This is a genomic window from Pseudomonas sp. O230 (assembly GCF_045447035.1).
Lineage (GTDB): Bacteria > Pseudomonadota > Gammaproteobacteria > Pseudomonadales > Pseudomonadaceae > Aquipseudomonas.
This window is the reverse complement of sequence record NZ_JBJGXN010000005.1, coordinates 185,737-202,633: the sequence shown is the minus strand read 5'-3', so window position 1 is coordinate 202,633 and position 16,897 is coordinate 185,737. Positions and strand designations below refer to the sequence as shown.

The 16,897-nt window shown below is 60.2% G+C and carries 14 protein-coding genes; 7 read left to right on the top strand and 7 right to left on the bottom strand.

Annotated elements, in window-relative coordinates:
- Positions 1–34 precede the first annotated feature (34 nt).
- Complete coding sequence (locus ACI77H_RS12230; protein ID WP_407012137.1) at positions 35–931, top strand: NAD(P)-dependent oxidoreductase; 897 nt, start codon at positions 35–37, stop codon at positions 929–931.
- On the opposite strand, the gene ACI77H_RS12225 is transcribed toward ACI77H_RS12230, so the two are convergent.
- Positions 822–3,119 carry a putative bifunctional diguanylate cyclase/phosphodiesterase gene (locus ACI77H_RS12225; RefSeq protein ID WP_407012136.1) on the bottom strand — a complete coding sequence of 766 codons (2,298 nt, stop codon included), beginning with the start codon at positions 3,117–3,119 and terminating at the stop codon, positions 822–824. The genes ACI77H_RS12230 and ACI77H_RS12225 overlap by 110 nt on opposite strands.
- Before the next feature lie 287 nt (positions 3,120–3,406).
- Between ACI77H_RS12225 and ACI77H_RS12220 the strand changes: the two genes are divergently transcribed.
- Positions 3,407–4,756: a spinster family MFS transporter gene (locus tag ACI77H_RS12220; RefSeq protein WP_407012135.1), complete on the top strand. Its 1,350-nt coding sequence runs from the start codon at positions 3,407–3,409 to the stop codon at positions 4,754–4,756.
- A gap of 191 nt (positions 4,757–4,947) precedes the next feature.
- Here ACI77H_RS12220 and rapA read toward each other — a convergent pair whose 3' ends face one another.
- On the bottom strand, positions 4,948–7,794 hold the full coding sequence (rapA, locus tag ACI77H_RS12215; RefSeq protein WP_407012134.1) for an RNA polymerase-associated protein RapA: 2,847 nt from the start codon (positions 7,792–7,794) through the stop codon (positions 4,948–4,950).
- A 219-nt stretch (positions 7,795–8,013) separates the two neighbouring features.
- Here rapA and ACI77H_RS12210 point away from each other — a divergent pair, with 219 nt between their 5' ends.
- A complete protein-coding gene (locus ACI77H_RS12210) occupies positions 8,014–8,355 on the top strand; it encodes an aspartate-semialdehyde dehydrogenase (protein WP_150630984.1) in 342 nt (113 codons plus the stop codon).
- On the opposite strand, the gene ACI77H_RS12205 is transcribed toward ACI77H_RS12210, so the two are convergent.
- From ACI77H_RS12205 to ACI77H_RS12195, 3 genes are all read right to left on the bottom strand, one after another.
- Positions 8,352–9,539 (bottom strand): aminotransferase class V-fold PLP-dependent enzyme, encoded by a 1,188-nt coding sequence (locus ACI77H_RS12205; protein WP_407012133.1) that lies wholly within the window; start codon positions 9,537–9,539, stop codon positions 8,352–8,354. The genes ACI77H_RS12210 and ACI77H_RS12205 overlap by 4 nt on opposite strands.
- Entirely contained in the window at positions 9,536–10,006 is a 471-nt protein-coding gene (locus ACI77H_RS12200) for a RidA family protein (RefSeq protein WP_407012132.1), read from the bottom strand. The genes ACI77H_RS12205 and ACI77H_RS12200 overlap by 4 nt, the downstream gene beginning before the upstream one ends.
- A gap of 88 nt (positions 10,007–10,094) precedes the next feature.
- The gene (locus ACI77H_RS12195) at positions 10,095–10,967 is read right to left on the bottom strand and encodes a LysR substrate-binding domain-containing protein (RefSeq protein ID WP_407012131.1); all 873 of its coding nucleotides are present in this window, start codon (positions 10,965–10,967) and stop codon (positions 10,095–10,097) included.
- Positions 10,968–11,151: 184 nt separating this feature from the next.
- Here ACI77H_RS12195 and ACI77H_RS12190 point away from each other — a divergent pair, with 184 nt between their 5' ends.
- Both ACI77H_RS12190 and ccoM read left to right on the top strand, forming a co-directional pair.
- Positions 11,152–11,313 (top strand): hypothetical protein, encoded by a 162-nt coding sequence (locus ACI77H_RS12190; RefSeq protein ID WP_407012130.1) that lies wholly within the window; start codon positions 11,152–11,154, stop codon positions 11,311–11,313.
- A gap of 142 nt (positions 11,314–11,455) precedes the next feature.
- Positions 11,456–11,572 carry a cytochrome c oxidase subunit CcoM gene (ccoM, locus tag ACI77H_RS12185; RefSeq protein ID WP_007906619.1) on the top strand — a complete coding sequence of 39 codons (117 nt, stop codon included), beginning with the start codon at positions 11,456–11,458 and terminating at the stop codon, positions 11,570–11,572.
- Positions 11,573–11,724: 152 nt separating this feature from the next.
- On the opposite strand, the gene ACI77H_RS12180 is transcribed toward ccoM, so the two are convergent.
- Together ACI77H_RS12180 and ACI77H_RS12175 are read right to left on the bottom strand one after the other, a co-directional pair.
- Positions 11,725–13,200 carry an inorganic phosphate transporter gene (locus ACI77H_RS12180; protein WP_407012129.1) on the bottom strand — a complete coding sequence of 492 codons (1,476 nt, stop codon included), beginning with the start codon at positions 13,198–13,200 and terminating at the stop codon, positions 11,725–11,727.
- Positions 13,201–13,576: 376 nt separating this feature from the next.
- On the bottom strand, positions 13,577–13,777 hold the full coding sequence (locus ACI77H_RS12175) for a hypothetical protein (RefSeq protein ID WP_007935837.1): 201 nt from the start codon (positions 13,775–13,777) through the stop codon (positions 13,577–13,579).
- A 667-nt stretch (positions 13,778–14,444) separates the two neighbouring features.
- Here ACI77H_RS12175 and pcaR point away from each other — a divergent pair.
- Positions 14,445–15,287 (top strand): pca regulon transcriptional regulator PcaR, encoded by an 843-nt coding sequence (pcaR, locus tag ACI77H_RS12170; RefSeq protein ID WP_407012128.1) that lies wholly within the window; start codon positions 14,445–14,447, stop codon positions 15,285–15,287.
- Between the two features lie 127 nt (positions 15,288–15,414).
- Positions 15,415–16,761: an MFS transporter gene (locus ACI77H_RS12165; RefSeq protein WP_407012127.1), complete on the top strand. Its 1,347-nt coding sequence runs from the start codon at positions 15,415–15,417 to the stop codon at positions 16,759–16,761.
- Positions 16,762–16,897 lie beyond the last annotated feature (136 nt).

The following is a 16,897-nucleotide window of genomic DNA, read 5'->3' as shown; positions in this document are numbered from 1 at the left end:
ATATTTGACGATCTTTAATGAAAAAGAAGGCCAAATGATGTCAACACTACCTTCGTTGGGTTTTGCCGGGATCGGCCTGATGGGCTTGCCGATGTGCCGGCGTCTGCTGGCTGCAGGGTTTGCGCTGACGGTGTGGAATCGCAACCCGGCCAAATGCGCGCCGCTGGTCGAGGCGGGGGCGCGACAAGTTGCCACGCCCGCCGAGCTGTGCGAGCACGCCGATGTGCTGATGTTGTGCCTGGCCGACACAGCAGTTGTGCGCGAGGTGGTGTTTGGTCCGGCCGGGGTGGCCGAGGGTGGGAAAAGCGGCCAGTTGCTGGTGGATTTTTCCAGCCTGGAACCCACCGCGACGCGGGAAATGTCGGCGCAATTGGCCAGTCAGACCGGCATGCGTTGGCTGGACGCTCCGGTGTCCGGTGGCGTTATCGGTGCCGAGGCCGGGAGCCTGGCAATTATGGTGGGTGGCGCGACCGAGGACCTGGAACGCGTCAGACCGGTTCTGCTCAGCCTCGGCCAACGTGTCACGCATATGGGCGCGGTCGGGGCAGGGCAGGTGACCAAGGCGTGCAATCAGATGATCGTCGCCTGCAACGCACTGGTTATCGCCGAAGTGGTCGCGTTGGCCGAACGTTCCGGCGTGCAGGCCAGCCTGATTGCGCAGGCGCTGGCCGGCGGTTTTGCCGATTCAAAACCGTTGCAGATCCTCGCCCCGCAAATGGCCGAAAGCCGCTTCGAACCGGTCAAGTGGCACGTGCGCACGCTGCTCAAGGACCTCGACACTGCGGTGAAATTTTCCCGTGAGCAAGGTTCGGCAACGCCCATCAGCGGATTGGCCGCACAATTGATGCGCTTGCATGGTAGCCAGGGATTCCTGGAAAAAGATCCGTCGACGCTGGTGCAGCTGTACCGCGAGCCAGACTTGGCAGACTGACCGTGTGTTCGTATTTGCGCTGGTTGATTTCGCTCAGCACCGGACGCAGCTCCGCCAGCGGCACCGGGCGACTGAGCAGATAGCCCTGGACGAAATCGCAGCCGTTGCGCTGGAGAAACTCGTATTGCTCAAGGGTTTCGACGCCTTCGGTGACCACCTGCAAATGCAGGGTGTGGGCCATGACGATAATCGCCTGAACGATTTCCATGTCCTGAGTCGCCTTGGGAATATCCAGGATGAACGAGCGGTCGATCTTCAGCGTATTGAGCGGCAGGCGCTTGAGGTAGGCGAGGGAGGAATAACCGGTGCCGAAATCGTCGATCGACAACGACACGCCGAGGGCGCGAATCTGGCGCAGCAACACCAGCGTATTGGCGATGTTGCCCATCAGCGCGTTCTCGGTCACTTCCAGTTCCAGTCGTTGCGGCGCCACGCCGGCGGTGCGTAACGCGTGTTCGATTTCATCGGCCAGGTCTTCGCGCGCCAGGTTCAGCGGTGAGCAATTGACGGCGATGTGCAGAGCCTCACAGCCCTGACGTGACAACTCACCCAGGTCCTCGCAGGCTTTGCGCAGCACCCAATTGTCCAGCTCGGCAATCAGCCCGTGAGCCTCGGCGATGGGAATGAAACGGTCCGGTGCCAGCAGCCCGTGAATCGGATGTTGCCAGCGGACCAGCGCTTCCAGCTTGCTGACCTGTGCGGTTTGCAAATCGTAAATCGGTTGGTAATGCAGGATCAGCCCGGTGTTCTCACGCAAAGCCTGGCGCAGTTCCTCTTCCAGTTGCAGCTCCAGCGTGGCGCGGGTTTTCAGGTTCGGGCTGAAGAAATTCAGGCCGTTGCGCCCGTCGTCCTTGGATTGGTACAGCGCTAGGTCAGCGTGTTTCAGCAGTTCCTCGCAGGTGGTGCCATCGTCCGGAAACAGGCTGATGCCAATGCTGGTGGTCATGACCATGCGCCGCCCGGATAACTCGATGGGCTCCTTCATCTTCAGCATGATGCGCTGGGCCATGTGCCGGGCTTCGTCGCGATCATGCAGGCTGATGAGGAGACAGAACTCGTCACCGCCGAAGCGCGCCACCACATCGTCGTGACTGCGTACCGAGCCCTTGATGTGCTGGGCCAGGACTTTGAGCAATTCGTCGCCGGCGTCATGGCCGAGGCTGTCGTTGACCCGCTTGAAGTGGTCGATGTCCAGAAACATCACCGCGAGCATGCCGCCTTCATTGGTCTTCTGGAGTAGCTTCTCGGCGAAGATCTGGTTGAAGCCGCGCCGGTTGATCAGGCTGGTCAGAGCGTCATAGTTAGCCACCTGTTGCAGCGACATGCGCGCCTGGTCCAGCTGGCAGAGCAGCGTGTTGACCCGTTGCAGGTCGCGTTCCTTGTGTTGCAGTTTCTTGTCCGCGAGCGCCGCGCTGATGCTGCTGCCAATGATCAGCAGCGTGATGACCGCCACCGTCAGCCCCAGTTGCAGGTGATTGTTGTCACCGGGCAAGGTCTGCAGGCTGCCGTTCAGCAGGTTTGCGGTCGGTAGCACCAGGGTGAAGGCGGCCATGCCGGTGAAATGCATACTGACAATGCCCGCCCCGAGCACCAGGCTGGCGCTGAATTTGACCCATTGATGGGACAGGCCAGAGCCTTCACGCAAGCGGCTCGACAGCAACAGCGCCGCGAGGCTGGCGCCAATGGCGATGAAGATGGAAAGGGCGAACAGCACTGGTTGGTAATACGTCATCGCATTCGAACGCATCGCCGCCATGCCCACGTAATGCATGGTTGCGATGCCCAGGCCGATGCAAATGGCCGCCTGGACGTACTGCCAAAAACTCAGGCGAGGATGACTGAGGGTGTGCATCGCCAGCCACGAGGCGAGCAGGGCAATGAACAGGGAGGCAAGGGTGATGGGCAGTTCGTAATGAATCTCGACCGGCGCCTGAAATGCCAGCATGCCGATGAAGTGCATGGCCCAGATCCCGCCCGCGAGGCAGGCGGCACCCACCCAGCGCCAGAGCCGTTGAGAAGCAGGGTTTTCCGAATGACCGACCCGTTCGGCCATGTCCAGCGTGGCGAAGCCGCCTACGCAGGCGACCAGATAGGCCAGTAGCACCAGAAAGGGGTCATGAGTGCAATTGAGGACAACCTGCCCGTGTGCTGTCAGCTCGGTAATAAAACGCAAACCAAGCCACTCCATAGCGCGCCTCGTCTTGTCCTGGCCGCGTCTTGCACGCTGGCGAATGCGTTGGAGTATAGAACTCATGCAAAGGTCGCAAGCCGTGGTGGCATATTGACCTCGATCTTTTTGGAATGAATTTTGGATCACTTAGACATAAATTGTTGCACGCACAGCGCCGGGTTCCATGGGGCGGTATCAGCTTTACGAATAATTACAGACAGCTCTGGCGGGCCTGACTAGATTGCAGGCTCCGGGCTCGGATGCGTCGGCAGTGAAGCCCCAATAACAATAAAAGAGACGGACCCATGCAGAACTCGACCCAAGCGGCGAATGCCTGGCGCATTCTGTTCCTGCTGTTCCTCGCCAATCTGTTCAACTTCTTCGACCGCACCATTCCCGCCATCATCATCGAGCCGATCCGCATGGAATGGCACCTCAGCGATTTTCAACTGGGGATCATCGGGACTGCCTTCACCCTCGTCTACGCGATTGCTGGCCTGCCTTTAGGGCGGATGGCCGATACGGGCTCGCGCGCCAAGTTGATGGGCTGGGGGCTGGCGGCCTGGAGCGGGCTGACGGCGGTCAACGGGCTGGTGGGCAGTTTCTGGAGTTTCCTGATCGTGCGCATGGGCATCGGCATCGGTGAAGCCAGCTACGCACCGGCCGCCAACTCGCTGATCGGCGACCTGTTCCCGGCCCACCGCCGCGCGCGCGCGATGGGTATCTTCATGCTGGGGCTGCCGTTGGGCCTGCTGCTGGCGTTCTTCACCATCGGCTGGATGGTCAAGGCGTTCGATAGCTGGCGCGCGCCGTTCTTCATCGCGGCGGTGCCAGGGCTGATCCTGGCGGTCTTCATGTTCTTCATCAAAGAACCGAAACGTGGCGCAGCGGAAAGTGTGCAAGTCTCGCAAGAGCGTGTGGACCGGCCGATCCGCCGGGTGCTGGCGGTGCCGACCTTTCTGTGGCTGGTGATGGCGGGGTTGTGTTTCAACTTTGCGACCTATGCCTGCAACTCCTTCCTGGTGCCGATGCTGCAACGCTATTTCCTGATGCCGTTGCATGAAGCGGCGGTGGCGACCGGGGTGATCGTCGGTGTGACGGGGCTGTTCGGCCTGACGTTGGGCGGCTGGGTCGCGGACAAGATTCACCAGCGGGTGGCCAATGGGCGGCTGCTGTTTGCGGCGTTCAGCCTGATCGTCTCGACGGTGTGTACCGCATGGGCGTTGCATGCCGGGCGAATCGAGATCGGAGTGTTTGTCGCGGTGTTCAGTCTGGGCTGGTTGTTTGCCTACAACTTCTACACCTGTGTTTACACGGCCATTCAGGATGTGGTCGAGCCGCGGCTGCGGGCCACGGCCATGGCGTTGTTCTTCGCTGGGTTGTATTTGCTGGGCGGCGGGTTGGGGCCGGTGGTAGTGGGCGGTTTGTCCGATCATTTCGCGCATACGGCGATGCTGGCGGCGGGCGCCGAACAAATGACCGAAGCGTTCAAGGCGGTTGGCCTGCATGACGCGATGTACCTGATTCCGGTGGCGCTGTTCTTCACCATGGTGTTTTTGTTCATGGCGTCGCGGTGTTTTGTGCGGGATGCCAAGCGGATGAAGGAGGGTTTGGTGGCGGTGGTCGAGCCGCAAATCCCGGCGGTCACCGCGTAGGAGATTACGACCGAAGACTTGCAGGAGCTGGCTTGCCGGCGATGAGGCCCTTGAACTTGGTGGTGATTGAATGGGCGCTATCGCCGGCAAGCCGGCTCCTACAGGGGGGGCGGAGGTTGGGGTTTTTCTAGGCAAAAAAAGGCCCGCATCGCTGCGGGCCTTTTTCAGTGCACGAGAGGGGGGCAGGGCGATTAACCCGCCACCAACACCCGAATCGCTTCCAGTCGCAACGCAGCCTTGTCGAGCATCGCCAGGCCTTGTTCACGCTGTTTGCGCAGGGCAACCAGTTCGCTGTCGCGTACGGTCGGGTTGACCGCTTGCAACGCGGTCAGGCGCGCCAGTTCTTCATCGGTATCAGCCGCGAGGCGACGTTGCGCCTCGGCCACGCGCTCGGCGTGACGCGGGAAGATCTTCTCTTCGCCGGCGTTGATCCGTGGCGTCAGCTGATCGCGCTGGGCCTGGATGAACTTGTTGGCGCTGGCACGCGGCACGCTTTCCAGTTGATCGTTCAGGGTTTCGAACGACACCCGGGCCGACAGGTCGTTGCCATTGGCATCGAGCAGGCAGCGCAGCGCGGCGGGTGGCAGGTACCGGCCCAATTGCAGCGAGCGCGGCGCGACCACTTCGCTGACGTAGAGCAGTTCCAGCAACACGGTGCCCGGTTTCAGTGCCTTGTTCTTGATCAGCGCGACGGCGGTGTTGCCCATCGAACCGGACAGCACCAGGTCCATGCCGCCCTGCACCATCGGGTGTTCCCAGGTGATGAATTGCATGTCTTCGCGAGACAGCGCCTGGTTGCGGTCGTAAGTGATGGTCACGCCTTCGTCGTCACCCAGCGGGAAGCTGGCGTCGAGCATTTTTTCGCTCGGCTTGAGGATCAGGGCGTTTTCCGAGTGGTCTTCGCTGTCGATACCAAAGGCGTCGAACAGGGTTTCCATGTAGATCGGCAGCGTGAACTGATCGTCTTGCTCAAGAATGTCCTCGACCAGCGCATCGCCTTCGCCCGAACCACCGGAGTTGAGTTCCAGCAAGCGGTCACGGCCGGTGTGCAGTTCGGCTTCCAGACGCTCACGCTCGCTGCGGGCCTCGTCGATCAGCGCTTGCCACTCGCCATCGTCGGCGTTTTCCAGCAGCGGCAGCAGGCGTGGGCCGAACTGATGCTGCAAGGCGTTACCGGTCGGGCAGGTGTTGAGGAATGCGTTCAACGCTTCGTGGTACCACTGGAACAACCGCTCTTGCGGGCTGGTTTCCAGGTACGGCACGTGCAGTTCGATGATGTGCTTCTGGCCGATCCGGTCGAGACGACCGATGCGCTGTTCCAGCAGGTCCGGGTGCGCCGGCAGATCGAACAGCACCAGGTGGTGCGAGAACTGGAAGTTGCGACCTTCACTGCCGATTTCCGAGCAGATCAGCACTTGCGCGCCAAATTCTTCATCGGCGAAGTAAGCGGCGGCGCGGTCACGCTCAAGGATGTTCATGCCTTCGTGGAACACCGTGGCCGGAATGCCGGAGCGCACGCGCAGAGCGTCTTCCAGGTCCATGGCGGTTTCGGCATGGGCGCAGATCACCAGCACTTTGGTGCGCTTGAGCATTTTCAGCTGGTCGATCAGCCACTCGACGCGCGGGTCGAATTTCCACCAACGTTCTTCTTCATTGGCATCCGGCTGGGCCTGGAAGCTGACTTCCGGGTACAGCTCGGCGTGATCGCCCAGCGGCAGTTCGAGGTATTCGGCGGGGCAGGGCAACGGGTACGGGTGCAGTTTGCGTTCCGGGAAGCCTTGCACTGCAGCACGGGTGTTGCGGAACAGCACGCGGCCAGTGCCGTGGCGGTCTAGCAGTTCGCGGACCAGGCGGGCACTGGCTTCGGTGTCGCCGTCATTGACGGCGGTCAGCAGCGCTTCGCCTTCGTTGCCGAGGAAACCGTGAATGGTCTTGTGCGCTTCAGGCGACAGGCGCCCTTTGTCCAGCAACTCCTGAACGGCTTCGGCCACCGGGCGATAGTTCTCGCTCTCGGCGCGGAAGGCGTGCAGGTCATGGAAACGGTTCGGGTCGAGCAGGCGCAGACGCGCGAAGTGGCTGTCCTGACCCAGTTGTTCCGGGGTCGCAGTGAGTAGCAATACGCCGGGAATGACTTCAGCCAACTGTTCCACCAGCGAGTATTCCGGGCTGGCCTTGTCTTCGTGCCACACCAGGTGGTGGGCTTCGTCGACCACCATCAAGTCCCAACCGGCGGCGAACAGCGCGTCCTGGGCCTTTTCGTCTTCCACCAGCCATTCCAGAGCGACCAGCGCGAGCTGGGTGTCTTCGAACGGGTTGGCGGCATCGCTTTCGATGAAGCGTTCTTCGTCGAACAGCGCGACTTGCAGGTTGAAGCGGCGGCGCATCTCCACCAGCCACTGGTGCTGCAGGTTTTCCGGAACCAGGATCAGCACACGGTTGGCGCGACCCGAGAGCAGTTGACGATGGATCACCAGACCGGCTTCGATGGTTTTGCCCAGGCCCACTTCGTCTGCCAGCAATACCCGCGGCGCAATGCGGTCGGCGACTTCACGGGCGATGTGCAACTGGTGCGCGATCGGTTGCGCACGCACGCCACCCAGGCCCCACAGCGCTGACTGCAATTGGCGGCTGGTGTGTTCCAGGGTGTTGTAGCGCAGGGAGAACCAGGCCAATGGGTCGATTTGCCCGGCGAACAAACGGTCGCTGGCCAGTCGGAACTGAATGAAGTTCGACAACTGGGTTTCAGGCAGTGTGACCACTTCGTTCTGCGCGTTGAGACCGTGGTAGACCAGAAGGCCGTCGACGTCGTCGACTTCCTGCACGGTCAGTTTCCAGCCTTCGAAGTGAGTGATGGAGTCACCCGGCGAAAACCGCACGCGAGTGAGGGGCGCATTCCGTAGCGCGTACTGGCGAGTCTCGCCAGTGGCCGGATAGAGCACGGTCAACAAGCGGCCGTCCTGTGCCAGAACGGTGCCTAAACCCAGCTCGGCTTCGCTGTCACTGATCCAGCGTTGCCCCGGTTGATACTGCTGCGCCATGCTGCCTGACTCCCACCTTGAAAAAGCGGGCTATCTTAACGGAATGAGGGCTTCAGGGCCAAAGGACTCTCAGAAAAACTCACAGTCTTACGTTAGTTCACCGCTTGATGCGTGTGCTGGCCGGGGCACTTGTTCGTGCCAATCAGGTCACAGTTTGCGACCGATGGCTCAAGTCGCCATCCCCGCAGCCGACAGCCTGCTGACAGGAGACAAATAATTATGCTGCCACCGATGCTCCCCTTGAGTGCCGTGCCGATCACTTCACAGCACGACCCGATCCGCCAGCGCCCGGATATTCCGCCCGTTGTACCGGTGCAGGAAAGCTCCAACGAAAGCACGATCGACCTGCAACAACGCGACCCGGAAGAAGCGGCGTTTCAGCTGCGCGAGGAACAGCGCCGCAAGCAGGAACAGCAACGGCGTCGTCGCGAGGCCGATGAAAACCCGGAAGAACACCTGGCGATTCCCGGTACCGAGCTCAACGCCGACAACACTGTGCCGGTAGCGCCGCTGATTGAAGACGAGCCGCGTCAGGGGTTGTGGGTGGACATTCAGATTTAGCCTTGAATGAGGGATAGCTCGTTGAGGGCGTTCAGCAGTGCATCCATTTCCTGTTCGGTATTGAGGTAACTGACGGCAATCCGCGCAATGCTTTCCAGCCCTCGGGCCTGCATGTCCAGCGGCGTATAGGCCACTCCATTGGCGCCGATGTTGATCCCTCGCTGGGCCAGTTGCTGCTTCAGGTCGACACTGTCCCAACCCTTGAGCGTGAAGGCGATCAAACCTGATTGCTGATCGGCGGGCCCCAGGTTGTGCAACGTCAGCCCGCTGATTGTGCCGAGGCGTTCGCGCAGGTGATGACACAACCCATCGATCCGCTGACGAATACGCATCGCACCCAAGCGGTTGCACTCCTCAAGCGCATTGGCCAGCCCGGCCAGCAAAGCCACCGACACTTCGCTGGTTTCAAACCGCCGCGCATCGTCGCGCACGCAGAAGCCTGCGCCGTTCCACGGGGCGGAAAGTACGTCCAGATGGCCGGGCACGAGCCGTTCGAGAAACCCCGGTTTGATGTACATCAGCGCCGTTCCCCGCGGGCCGCGGAGGAATTTACGCCCGGCGCCCTTGAGCACATCGCAGTTCAACGCCTGCACGTCGCAGGGCAATTGCCCCAGCGCCTGGCCGGCGTCGATGAAGTAGGCAATGCCGTGCTGGCGCGCTACGGCACCAATGGCCTCGGCCGGGTTGATCAGGCCGCTGTTGGCTGGCAGCCAGGTCAGTGCGATCAGCTTCACATCCGGGTCGATCATCTGCTTGAGGGCGGACACGGACACCGCGCCCGACTCATCGCAGGGAATCACCTCCAGTCGTGCTCCGGCGCTGACGGCCCGGGCGATGCAGGCCAGATTGCCACCCCATTCATGGCGTCCGACCAGAATTCGCTCACCGTCCCGCCACGGCCCCAACGCATTGAACGCCATGCCCCAGGCCGCCGAACCGCTGCTGGCGAACGCGATGTCTTCAGTGTTTGCATTGAGCAGCAGGGCCGCCGCGTTGCGAGCGCGGGCCTGCACGCTCTGATTGGCGGCTTCCATGGGGCCGCAACGGGCTTCAAGTCGCAGTTGCTCGATGATCGCGTCGAGGGTGGCCTTGCTGGGCAACGAGGCGCCGGCGTGGTTGAAGTGAATCACGCTGGCGCAACCGGGTGTTGCCGCTCGCAAACGCTCAACTTCGCCGAGGTTCATGGGCGTAGCTCGAAAGTCGCGTCAATTTCCACGGCCACGCCGCCAGGCAGGCTCGACACGCCGACGGCCGTGCGCACATGCCGGCCTTTTTCGCCGAGGGCATTCACCAGCAGGTTGGACGCGCCGTTGGCGACCGCACCTTGCCGCGGGAAGTCCGGGGCGCTGGCGATGAACACGCCGAGCCGGATGATACGCACCAGTTTCGACAGGTCATCACCGAGCGCATTGCTCAGTTGTGCGAGCAGCCCCAATGCAGCAAGTTCGGCGGCGTTGGCCCCTTCTTCATCGGAGATCGATTCGCCGAGTCGGCCGATGAACGCCGGTTTGCCGTCCAGTAACGGAATCTGACCGGAAATGAAAAGCTGGTTCTGGCTGACCACATGGTTGACGTAATTGGCGATGGGCTGGCTCGGTGTCGGCAGGCTCAAGCCAAGTTGCTGGACGCGGTGGGCGAGCGAGTCGGTCATGGTGAATCCTCCTGAATGAAGGCTTCAGCATGTGGGTGGACGATGAGCGCGACAAACGGATAGATCTAATTCGATGTATTCAAATTACTCATGCGTCGACCATCTCATTAAGCCATTCGCTGAAACGCTCTGCGGCGTGGCTCGACGGCCGTTCGGGCGTGACCAGCCAATACCCTATATCGCTAATGAACGGTGGGGTGGCGAAGGCTTCTACCAACGAGCCGTCCTTGAGCCGGCGTTCGATCAAGTGAAGACGCCCCATGGCGATGCCTTGGCCGGCCACGGCGGCTTCGACGACGATGTTGTAGTCGTGGAGCATGACGCTGGGGCAGTGGCTGAGGTCGATGGCGTTGCGCGCGCTCCAGTCGATCCACTCGAACGGTTGATGCGACTTGGCCATGAGCAACGGACCTTGGTCGGTGCCCTTGGCCTTGAACGCCGGGCTGCAGACCGGTGTCAGCGTTTCCAGCATGAAGCGTCGGGCCTGCACTTTCGGCCAGCCACCCTTGCCGTACCGGATTGCCAGGTCGACTTCGCCACCGCCGACGTCGGCCAGTTGTACCGAAGGAAGGAGTTCGACATGGATGTGCGGGTGGTGCGCGTTGAAACTGGCCAGGCGCGGCGCCAGCCACAGGGTGGCGAACGAGGCGAGGAGGCCGATGCGCAGGGTGGTTTCCTGGCGCTCATTGCCCCGTAGTTCACGGGTGGCCAGGGCAATGGATGCCAGGGCCGGCTGAATCTTCCGGTAGTACGCTTCGCCAGCTGGAGTCAGATCAATGGCCCGGGTGCGGCGGATAAACAGCCGCTGGTTGAGGAATTGCTCCAGTTTCTGCACTTGATGGCTGATTGCACTTTGGGTCACCGACAGTTCATCGGCGGCCTTGATGAAACTCAAATGACGCGCCACGGCCTCGAAGGCGCGCAGGGCCATCAAGGGGGGCAGATCCTGGTGCAGTTCCACGGCGCGGGTCCTTTGGGTCCATCGCAAAGTCGCGATTGTGCGTTGAAAAACGCCGCGAGCACATATTTTGTTAAGCCGCTGTGACGCCGGTGACTGGTCAGCGCCATCGCCAGACCGCATTATTGGCGCAATCCTGCCGAGCGCTGCGGCAGTTGAACTTCATTTCACGCGATGCACGAAGACCATGAGCCAAGACGACAAACTGATCGACCTCAATACCGAACGCACCAAACGCGTTCATGACCTCAACGAAAAGCGCCTGAATGAAGTGCGCCAGGCGTTTGAACAGGCAATGCCGTTAGGCAAAGCGAAGAAGAAACCGAAGAGCAAACCGAAAAAGCGTTAACCCCCGCACATCCGTTGATACAGATCAGTTTTCCCCCTCCTTTGCGCCCAGTCTCGGGCGATATTGATCCCGGTCAATTTTCTCTCCTGCCTGATTGGTTAACTTAGCCCTATCGCAACAGGGCAAGTGCAGGAGGCCAGTCATGTTTTTCGACAACGTGGTGATCGCCGGAGTGCTGACAGTCGGCCTCATGGTTCTGTTTTTCGCAGGGTTTGGATTTTTTATCTGGAAGGATTCGCACAAACGGAAAAAACCGTAGGTCTTTCTGGATGCAATGAGCACGCAAGGCATTTTGGGCAACTTCGGTTGCCCTTTTTTTTGCCTGCGATTTATGGGTGATACAGAGTTTTTTGCAGGGCGTAAAAAAGGCGCGAACCTCACGGAACGCGCCTTTTTCGTTGCAGCGATGTATCAGCTGCCGAGTGCCTTCGACGCCAGCCAGAACAGGCCGGCCGACAGGGCCACGGTCGCTGGCAGGGTCAGGACCCAGGCCAGCAGGATGGTTTTGACGGTGCCGCCCTGCAAGCCGCTTTTGTTGGCGACCATGGTGCCGGCCACGCCCGAGGACAGAACGTGGGTGGTGGACACCGGCAGGCTGAAGATGTTGGCCATGCCGATCAGGCTCGCCGTAGTGATCTGCGCCGACATGCCCTGGGAGTAAGTCATGCCTTGTTTGCCGATCTTCTCGCCAATGGTCAGTACCACGCGTTTCCAGCCGACCATGGTGCCCAGGCCCAGGGCCAGTGCAACCGCCAGAATTACCCAGAACGGGGCGTATTCGGTGGTGGTGGTCAGGTCTTTGCGCAGTTTGTCCAGGTCGGCCTTTTCACGCGGCGCGAGGCCTGGCAGTTTGCTGACTTTCTTGGCCGTGTCGTCCAGGCAGAGCAGGTAGCGACGCACTTCGATGCGGCTTTCCGACGACAGCGAGTGGTAATCGGCCACACCTTTAAGGGTGTCGAGCAGGGCGGAAATGGTCGGCTCGGTCTGCTGCGGGTTGCAACGGAATTTCTCCGGCAGATCACCTTCCACGCTTTTACCCAGTGCGAGGAATTCACCCAGCGTATCGGTATTGCGTTTGTAGAACTGGCTCAGGTGCAAGGTGGCATCGCGAGTGCGTTCGATCTGGTACGTCGTGCTGCCCAGGTCGAGCACGAATTGCGCCGGGACGATGCCGATCAGCACCAGCATGATCAGGCCGATACCTTTTTGACCATCGTTGGAACCGTGCACGAAACTCACGGCCATGGCCGAAATCACCAATACCAGGCGGTTCCAGAACGGCGGATGCTTCTTGTCGTCGATCTTGCGGCGCTGTTCCGGCGTCTTGTGCATCTTCGACAGTGGGCGCCACCACTTGAGGCCAATCAAAATCAGCGCGGCGACCAGAAAGCCCGCCATTGGCGAGAACACCAGGGAGGCGCCGATATCGATCGCCTTCTGCCAGTTCACGCCATCGGCCAACGGGATGTCGTTGAGCAGGGCATTTGCCAGTCCGACCCCGAGGATCGAACCGATCAGCGTGTGGGAGCTGGAGGCCGGAATACCGAAGTACCAGGTGCCCAGGTTCCAGGTGATGGCCGCGGCAAGCAACGAGAACACCATGGCCAGTCCGTGACCGGTGTTCACATTGATCAGCAGTTCTACCGGCAGCAGGTGGACGATGGCATACGCCACGCCAACACCGCCCAGCAGCACGCCGAGAAAGTTGAACACACCGGAAAAGAACACCGCCAGATGAGGCGGCATGGCTTTGGTGTAGATAACAGTGGCCACCGCGTTTGCAGTGTCATGAAAGCCGTTGATGAACTCGAAGGCGAGGACAAAGGCGAGGGCGAGCAAGAGGCTCACAAGCACCCAAGCATCCAGTCCGCTGAATAAATCGATCATGAAGGTTTTCTGACCCGGTCATAAGGGGGCGCGATTATGCCAGAAAAGACTGCTAATCGATGCACTAGCTGCTCATCGGTAACATTCTTCAACGAATTAGTTTGCGGCAATAGCCCAGGCATCAGGCTTTCCCCGGGTTTTGCAAGTCGTTGAATTTATTTGAAAAGCCCGCAGACACAAGGATTTCTCTCCTGAAGGTGAGAGGCTTGAACGCTTGTGTGAAATATCTGAGAAGAGGGCCAGACATGAGCCATTTGCCTCATCAGATGGATGAGGAGGCCGCTGCCCGCTCGTAGCGGGCGCGAATGGCAACATCATTGCTCCCGCTTTTAACGGGGGCAGACGCAGGCCCTTTAAAGGAGTCAGGCCGAGGCGATCATGGCTCTTCGGCTTTGAGTTCCTTTTCCATCTTCTGCAGTTCCTGGGTGAACGCCTGGTCCTGAACGGTGGCGCGTTTACGCCAGGGTTTGCGTTCCGGTTCGGGCTGAGCGGCGTAGGTGGTGACTTCCCCGCCGTAAACTTCCTTGTAACGTTGTTCCTGGCGCTCAAGTTCCGCGCGCAGTTCGTCTTTCGTCACAGTGCTACCTGTATGGGTTGAGATTAATTCTGGTAAATCGCGCTGCATCAAATGCATTGACCACGCTCGCCGAAAGGACAGTGCCCGCAAAGGCCTCGTCATAGGGCAGTGCAATCAATACTTCCATGTTGCAGGCGGCCACGGCACCAGAGCAAAACGGCTGACGTAGCATCAGATTCCTGTTTCAGTGAGCGTGCTGGCGAAGCATATGAAATGAACGACAGGCACTTGTTGCGGGCAGCCTCGATGGAACATCGTGCTGCCGGGTGACGCAATCGGCAAGTAAAAGCCAAGTCGTCACTGAGTTGCATTATAGCGGTCGATTGGCAGAACACTATCGCCAACGAGTTAAAAATGAATGGCCATGTGTGATTGTTTTGTTACTTGAAAGTTTTGCGGTCACTTAGCAGTGATGACTTTCTGGCGTCATTAAGTCGAACAAGTTAAAGCATTACATGGGGGACTTTAACGGCGGATTCAAGCGCAGGTAAACATGTAATAGGAAACGAGACGAAACCTGCACAGTGAGTGACGCGTCTATAGGGCTGATTGCGATTATCGGTCGCCTGTTCGATAATCGCCCATTCTTGGCTGCCTGTGGCTTGTGTGCCGAACCCGGAGCCGCCTGTAATAGCCGTCGCCAATCGGTGTGGGAAAAGGACCTGATATGAATGAGCAAATGCGTAATTCCTTCGCTTCAGTCGCGCCGCCGATCGTTGCGTCGCCCGCCAAGCGGATCCAGGCCCTGACCGGCGATCCGGATTTCATGACGTCGCTGGCCCGTGGCCTGGCTGTGGTGCAAGCGTTCCAGGAGCGCAAACGGCATTTGACCATTGCTCAGATCAGTCACCGCACGGAAATTCCCCGCGCTGCTGTGCGACGTTGCCTGCACACCCTGATCAAACTCGGCTACGCCACCACCGACGGTCGCACCTATTCGCTGCTGCCCAAAGTGCTGACCCTCGGCCATGCCTATTTGTCCTCGACCCCGCTGGCGGTGTCTGCCCAGCCTTACCTGGACCGCATGAGCGAGCAACTCCACGAGGCCTGCAACATGGCCACGCTGGAAGGCGACGACATTTTGTACATCGCCCGCTCGGCGACCACTCAGCGTTTGATCTCGGTGGACCTGTCGGTAGGTGGACGCCTGCCAGCCTATTGCACCTCGATGGGCCGAATTCTTCTCGCGGCACTGGACGACACTTCGCTGCGTGAGTACCTCGACCATGCAGACCTGCAAGCCAAGACCAGCCGCACCTTGCATACCCCCGAGGCGCTGCTCGAATGCCTGCAGGAAGTGCGGCAACAAGGTTGGTGCATCGTCGATCAGGAACTGGAACAAGGCCTGCGTTCGATTGCCGTTCCGGTGTACGACGCTTCCGGGCAAGTGGTGGCGGCGCTCAACGTCAGCACGCACGCCGGGCGGGTCAGCCGCAACGAGCTGGAGCAGCGTTTCCTGCCGGGTCTGCTGGGTGCCAGTCGCAACCTCAGCGCTCAGTTGTTTGCCTAAGCTGTTCGATAATCGCCCAGACTCGCGTTTAACGAATTGACGCACTTTCCCCAGGATCACTAATGTCGCGGCAGCGCCAGCCCAGGCTGGCACCTGTCCGACTGCGTTCTTGCGTGGAATAAAAATAATGAACCAGCCTCAGTCTGTTGTAGGAAACTGCCTCGACGTGCAGTCCTTCATCAATGCTCAACCCATTTCGCGCTACCAGTGGCGAGTGGTGATCCTGTGTTTCCTGATTGTCTTCCTCGATGGCCTCGACACCGCGGCCATGGGTTTTATCGCGCCGGCACTGTCCCAGGACTGGGGCATCGATCGCGCCAGCCTTGGCCCGGTGATGAGTGCGGCGTTGATCGGCATGGTCTTCGGCGCGCTGGGTTCCGGCCCGTTGGCTGACCGTTTCGGGCGAAAAGTCGTACTGGTGGGCGCGGTGCTGTTGTTCGGCGCCTTTAGCCTGGCGTCGGCTTACAGCAGCAATGTCGATCAATTGCTGGTACTGCGCTTCCTCACCGGCCTGGGCCTTGGCGCCGGCATGCCGAACGCCACGACGTTGCTGTCGGAATACACCCCGGAGCGCAAGAAGTCCCTGCTGGTGACCAGCATGTTTTGCGGCTTCAATCTCGGCATGGCCGGCGGCGGGTTTATTTCGGCCAAGCTTATCCCGGCGTTCGGCTGGCACAGCCTGTTGCTGATCGGCGGAATTCTGCCGCTGATCCTCGCCGTCGTTTTGCTGCTCTGGCTGCCGGAATCGGCACGTTACCTGGTGGTGCGCAATCGTGGCACCGACAAGGTGCGCAAGGCGTTGGCGCCGATTGATCCGACGGTCGTTGCCCAGGCTTCAAGCTTCAGCGTGCCGGAACAGAAAACCGTGAAGGCTCGCAACGTATTGGCGGTGATCTTCTCCGGCACTTACAGCACCGGCACCTTGCTGTTGTGGCTGACCTACTTCATGGGCCTGGTGATCGTTTACCTGCTGACCAGTTGGCTGCCGACGTTGATGCGTGACAGTGGCGCGAGCATGGAGCAAGCGGCGTTTATCGGCGCGTTGTTCCAGTTCGGTGGCGTGTTGAGTGCAGTAGGTGTGGGCTGGGCGATGGACCGGTTCAATCCGCACAAAGTCATCGGCATTTTCTACTTGCTGGCCGGGGTGTTTGCCTACGCGGTAGGGCAGAGCCTGGGCAACATCACGCTATTGGCAACCCTGGTGCTGGTGGCCGGGATGTGTGTCAACGGCGCGCAATCGGCGATGCCTTCTTTGGCGGCGCGGTTTTATCCGACTCAAGGGCGGGCGACGGGCGTGTCGTGGATGCTCGGGATTGGTCGGTTTGGTGCGATCCTCGGTGCGTGGATGGGCGCGACGTTGCTGGGATTGGGCTGGAACTTTGAGCAAGTGCTGACGGCGCTGGTGATTCCGGCGGCATTGGCGACCACGGCAGTGGTGATCAAGGGCATGGTCAGTCATGCAGATGCGACCTGACAGTCTGATCCGAAATCTCAAGCGGTTTTGATGGCCTCTTCGCGAGCGGGCTCGCTCCCACAGATTGCGCGTGATCCATGTGAGAGCGAGCTCCGGACGGTGTTCCGACGAAGTTTTAGGGATAGGTAGCGAGACA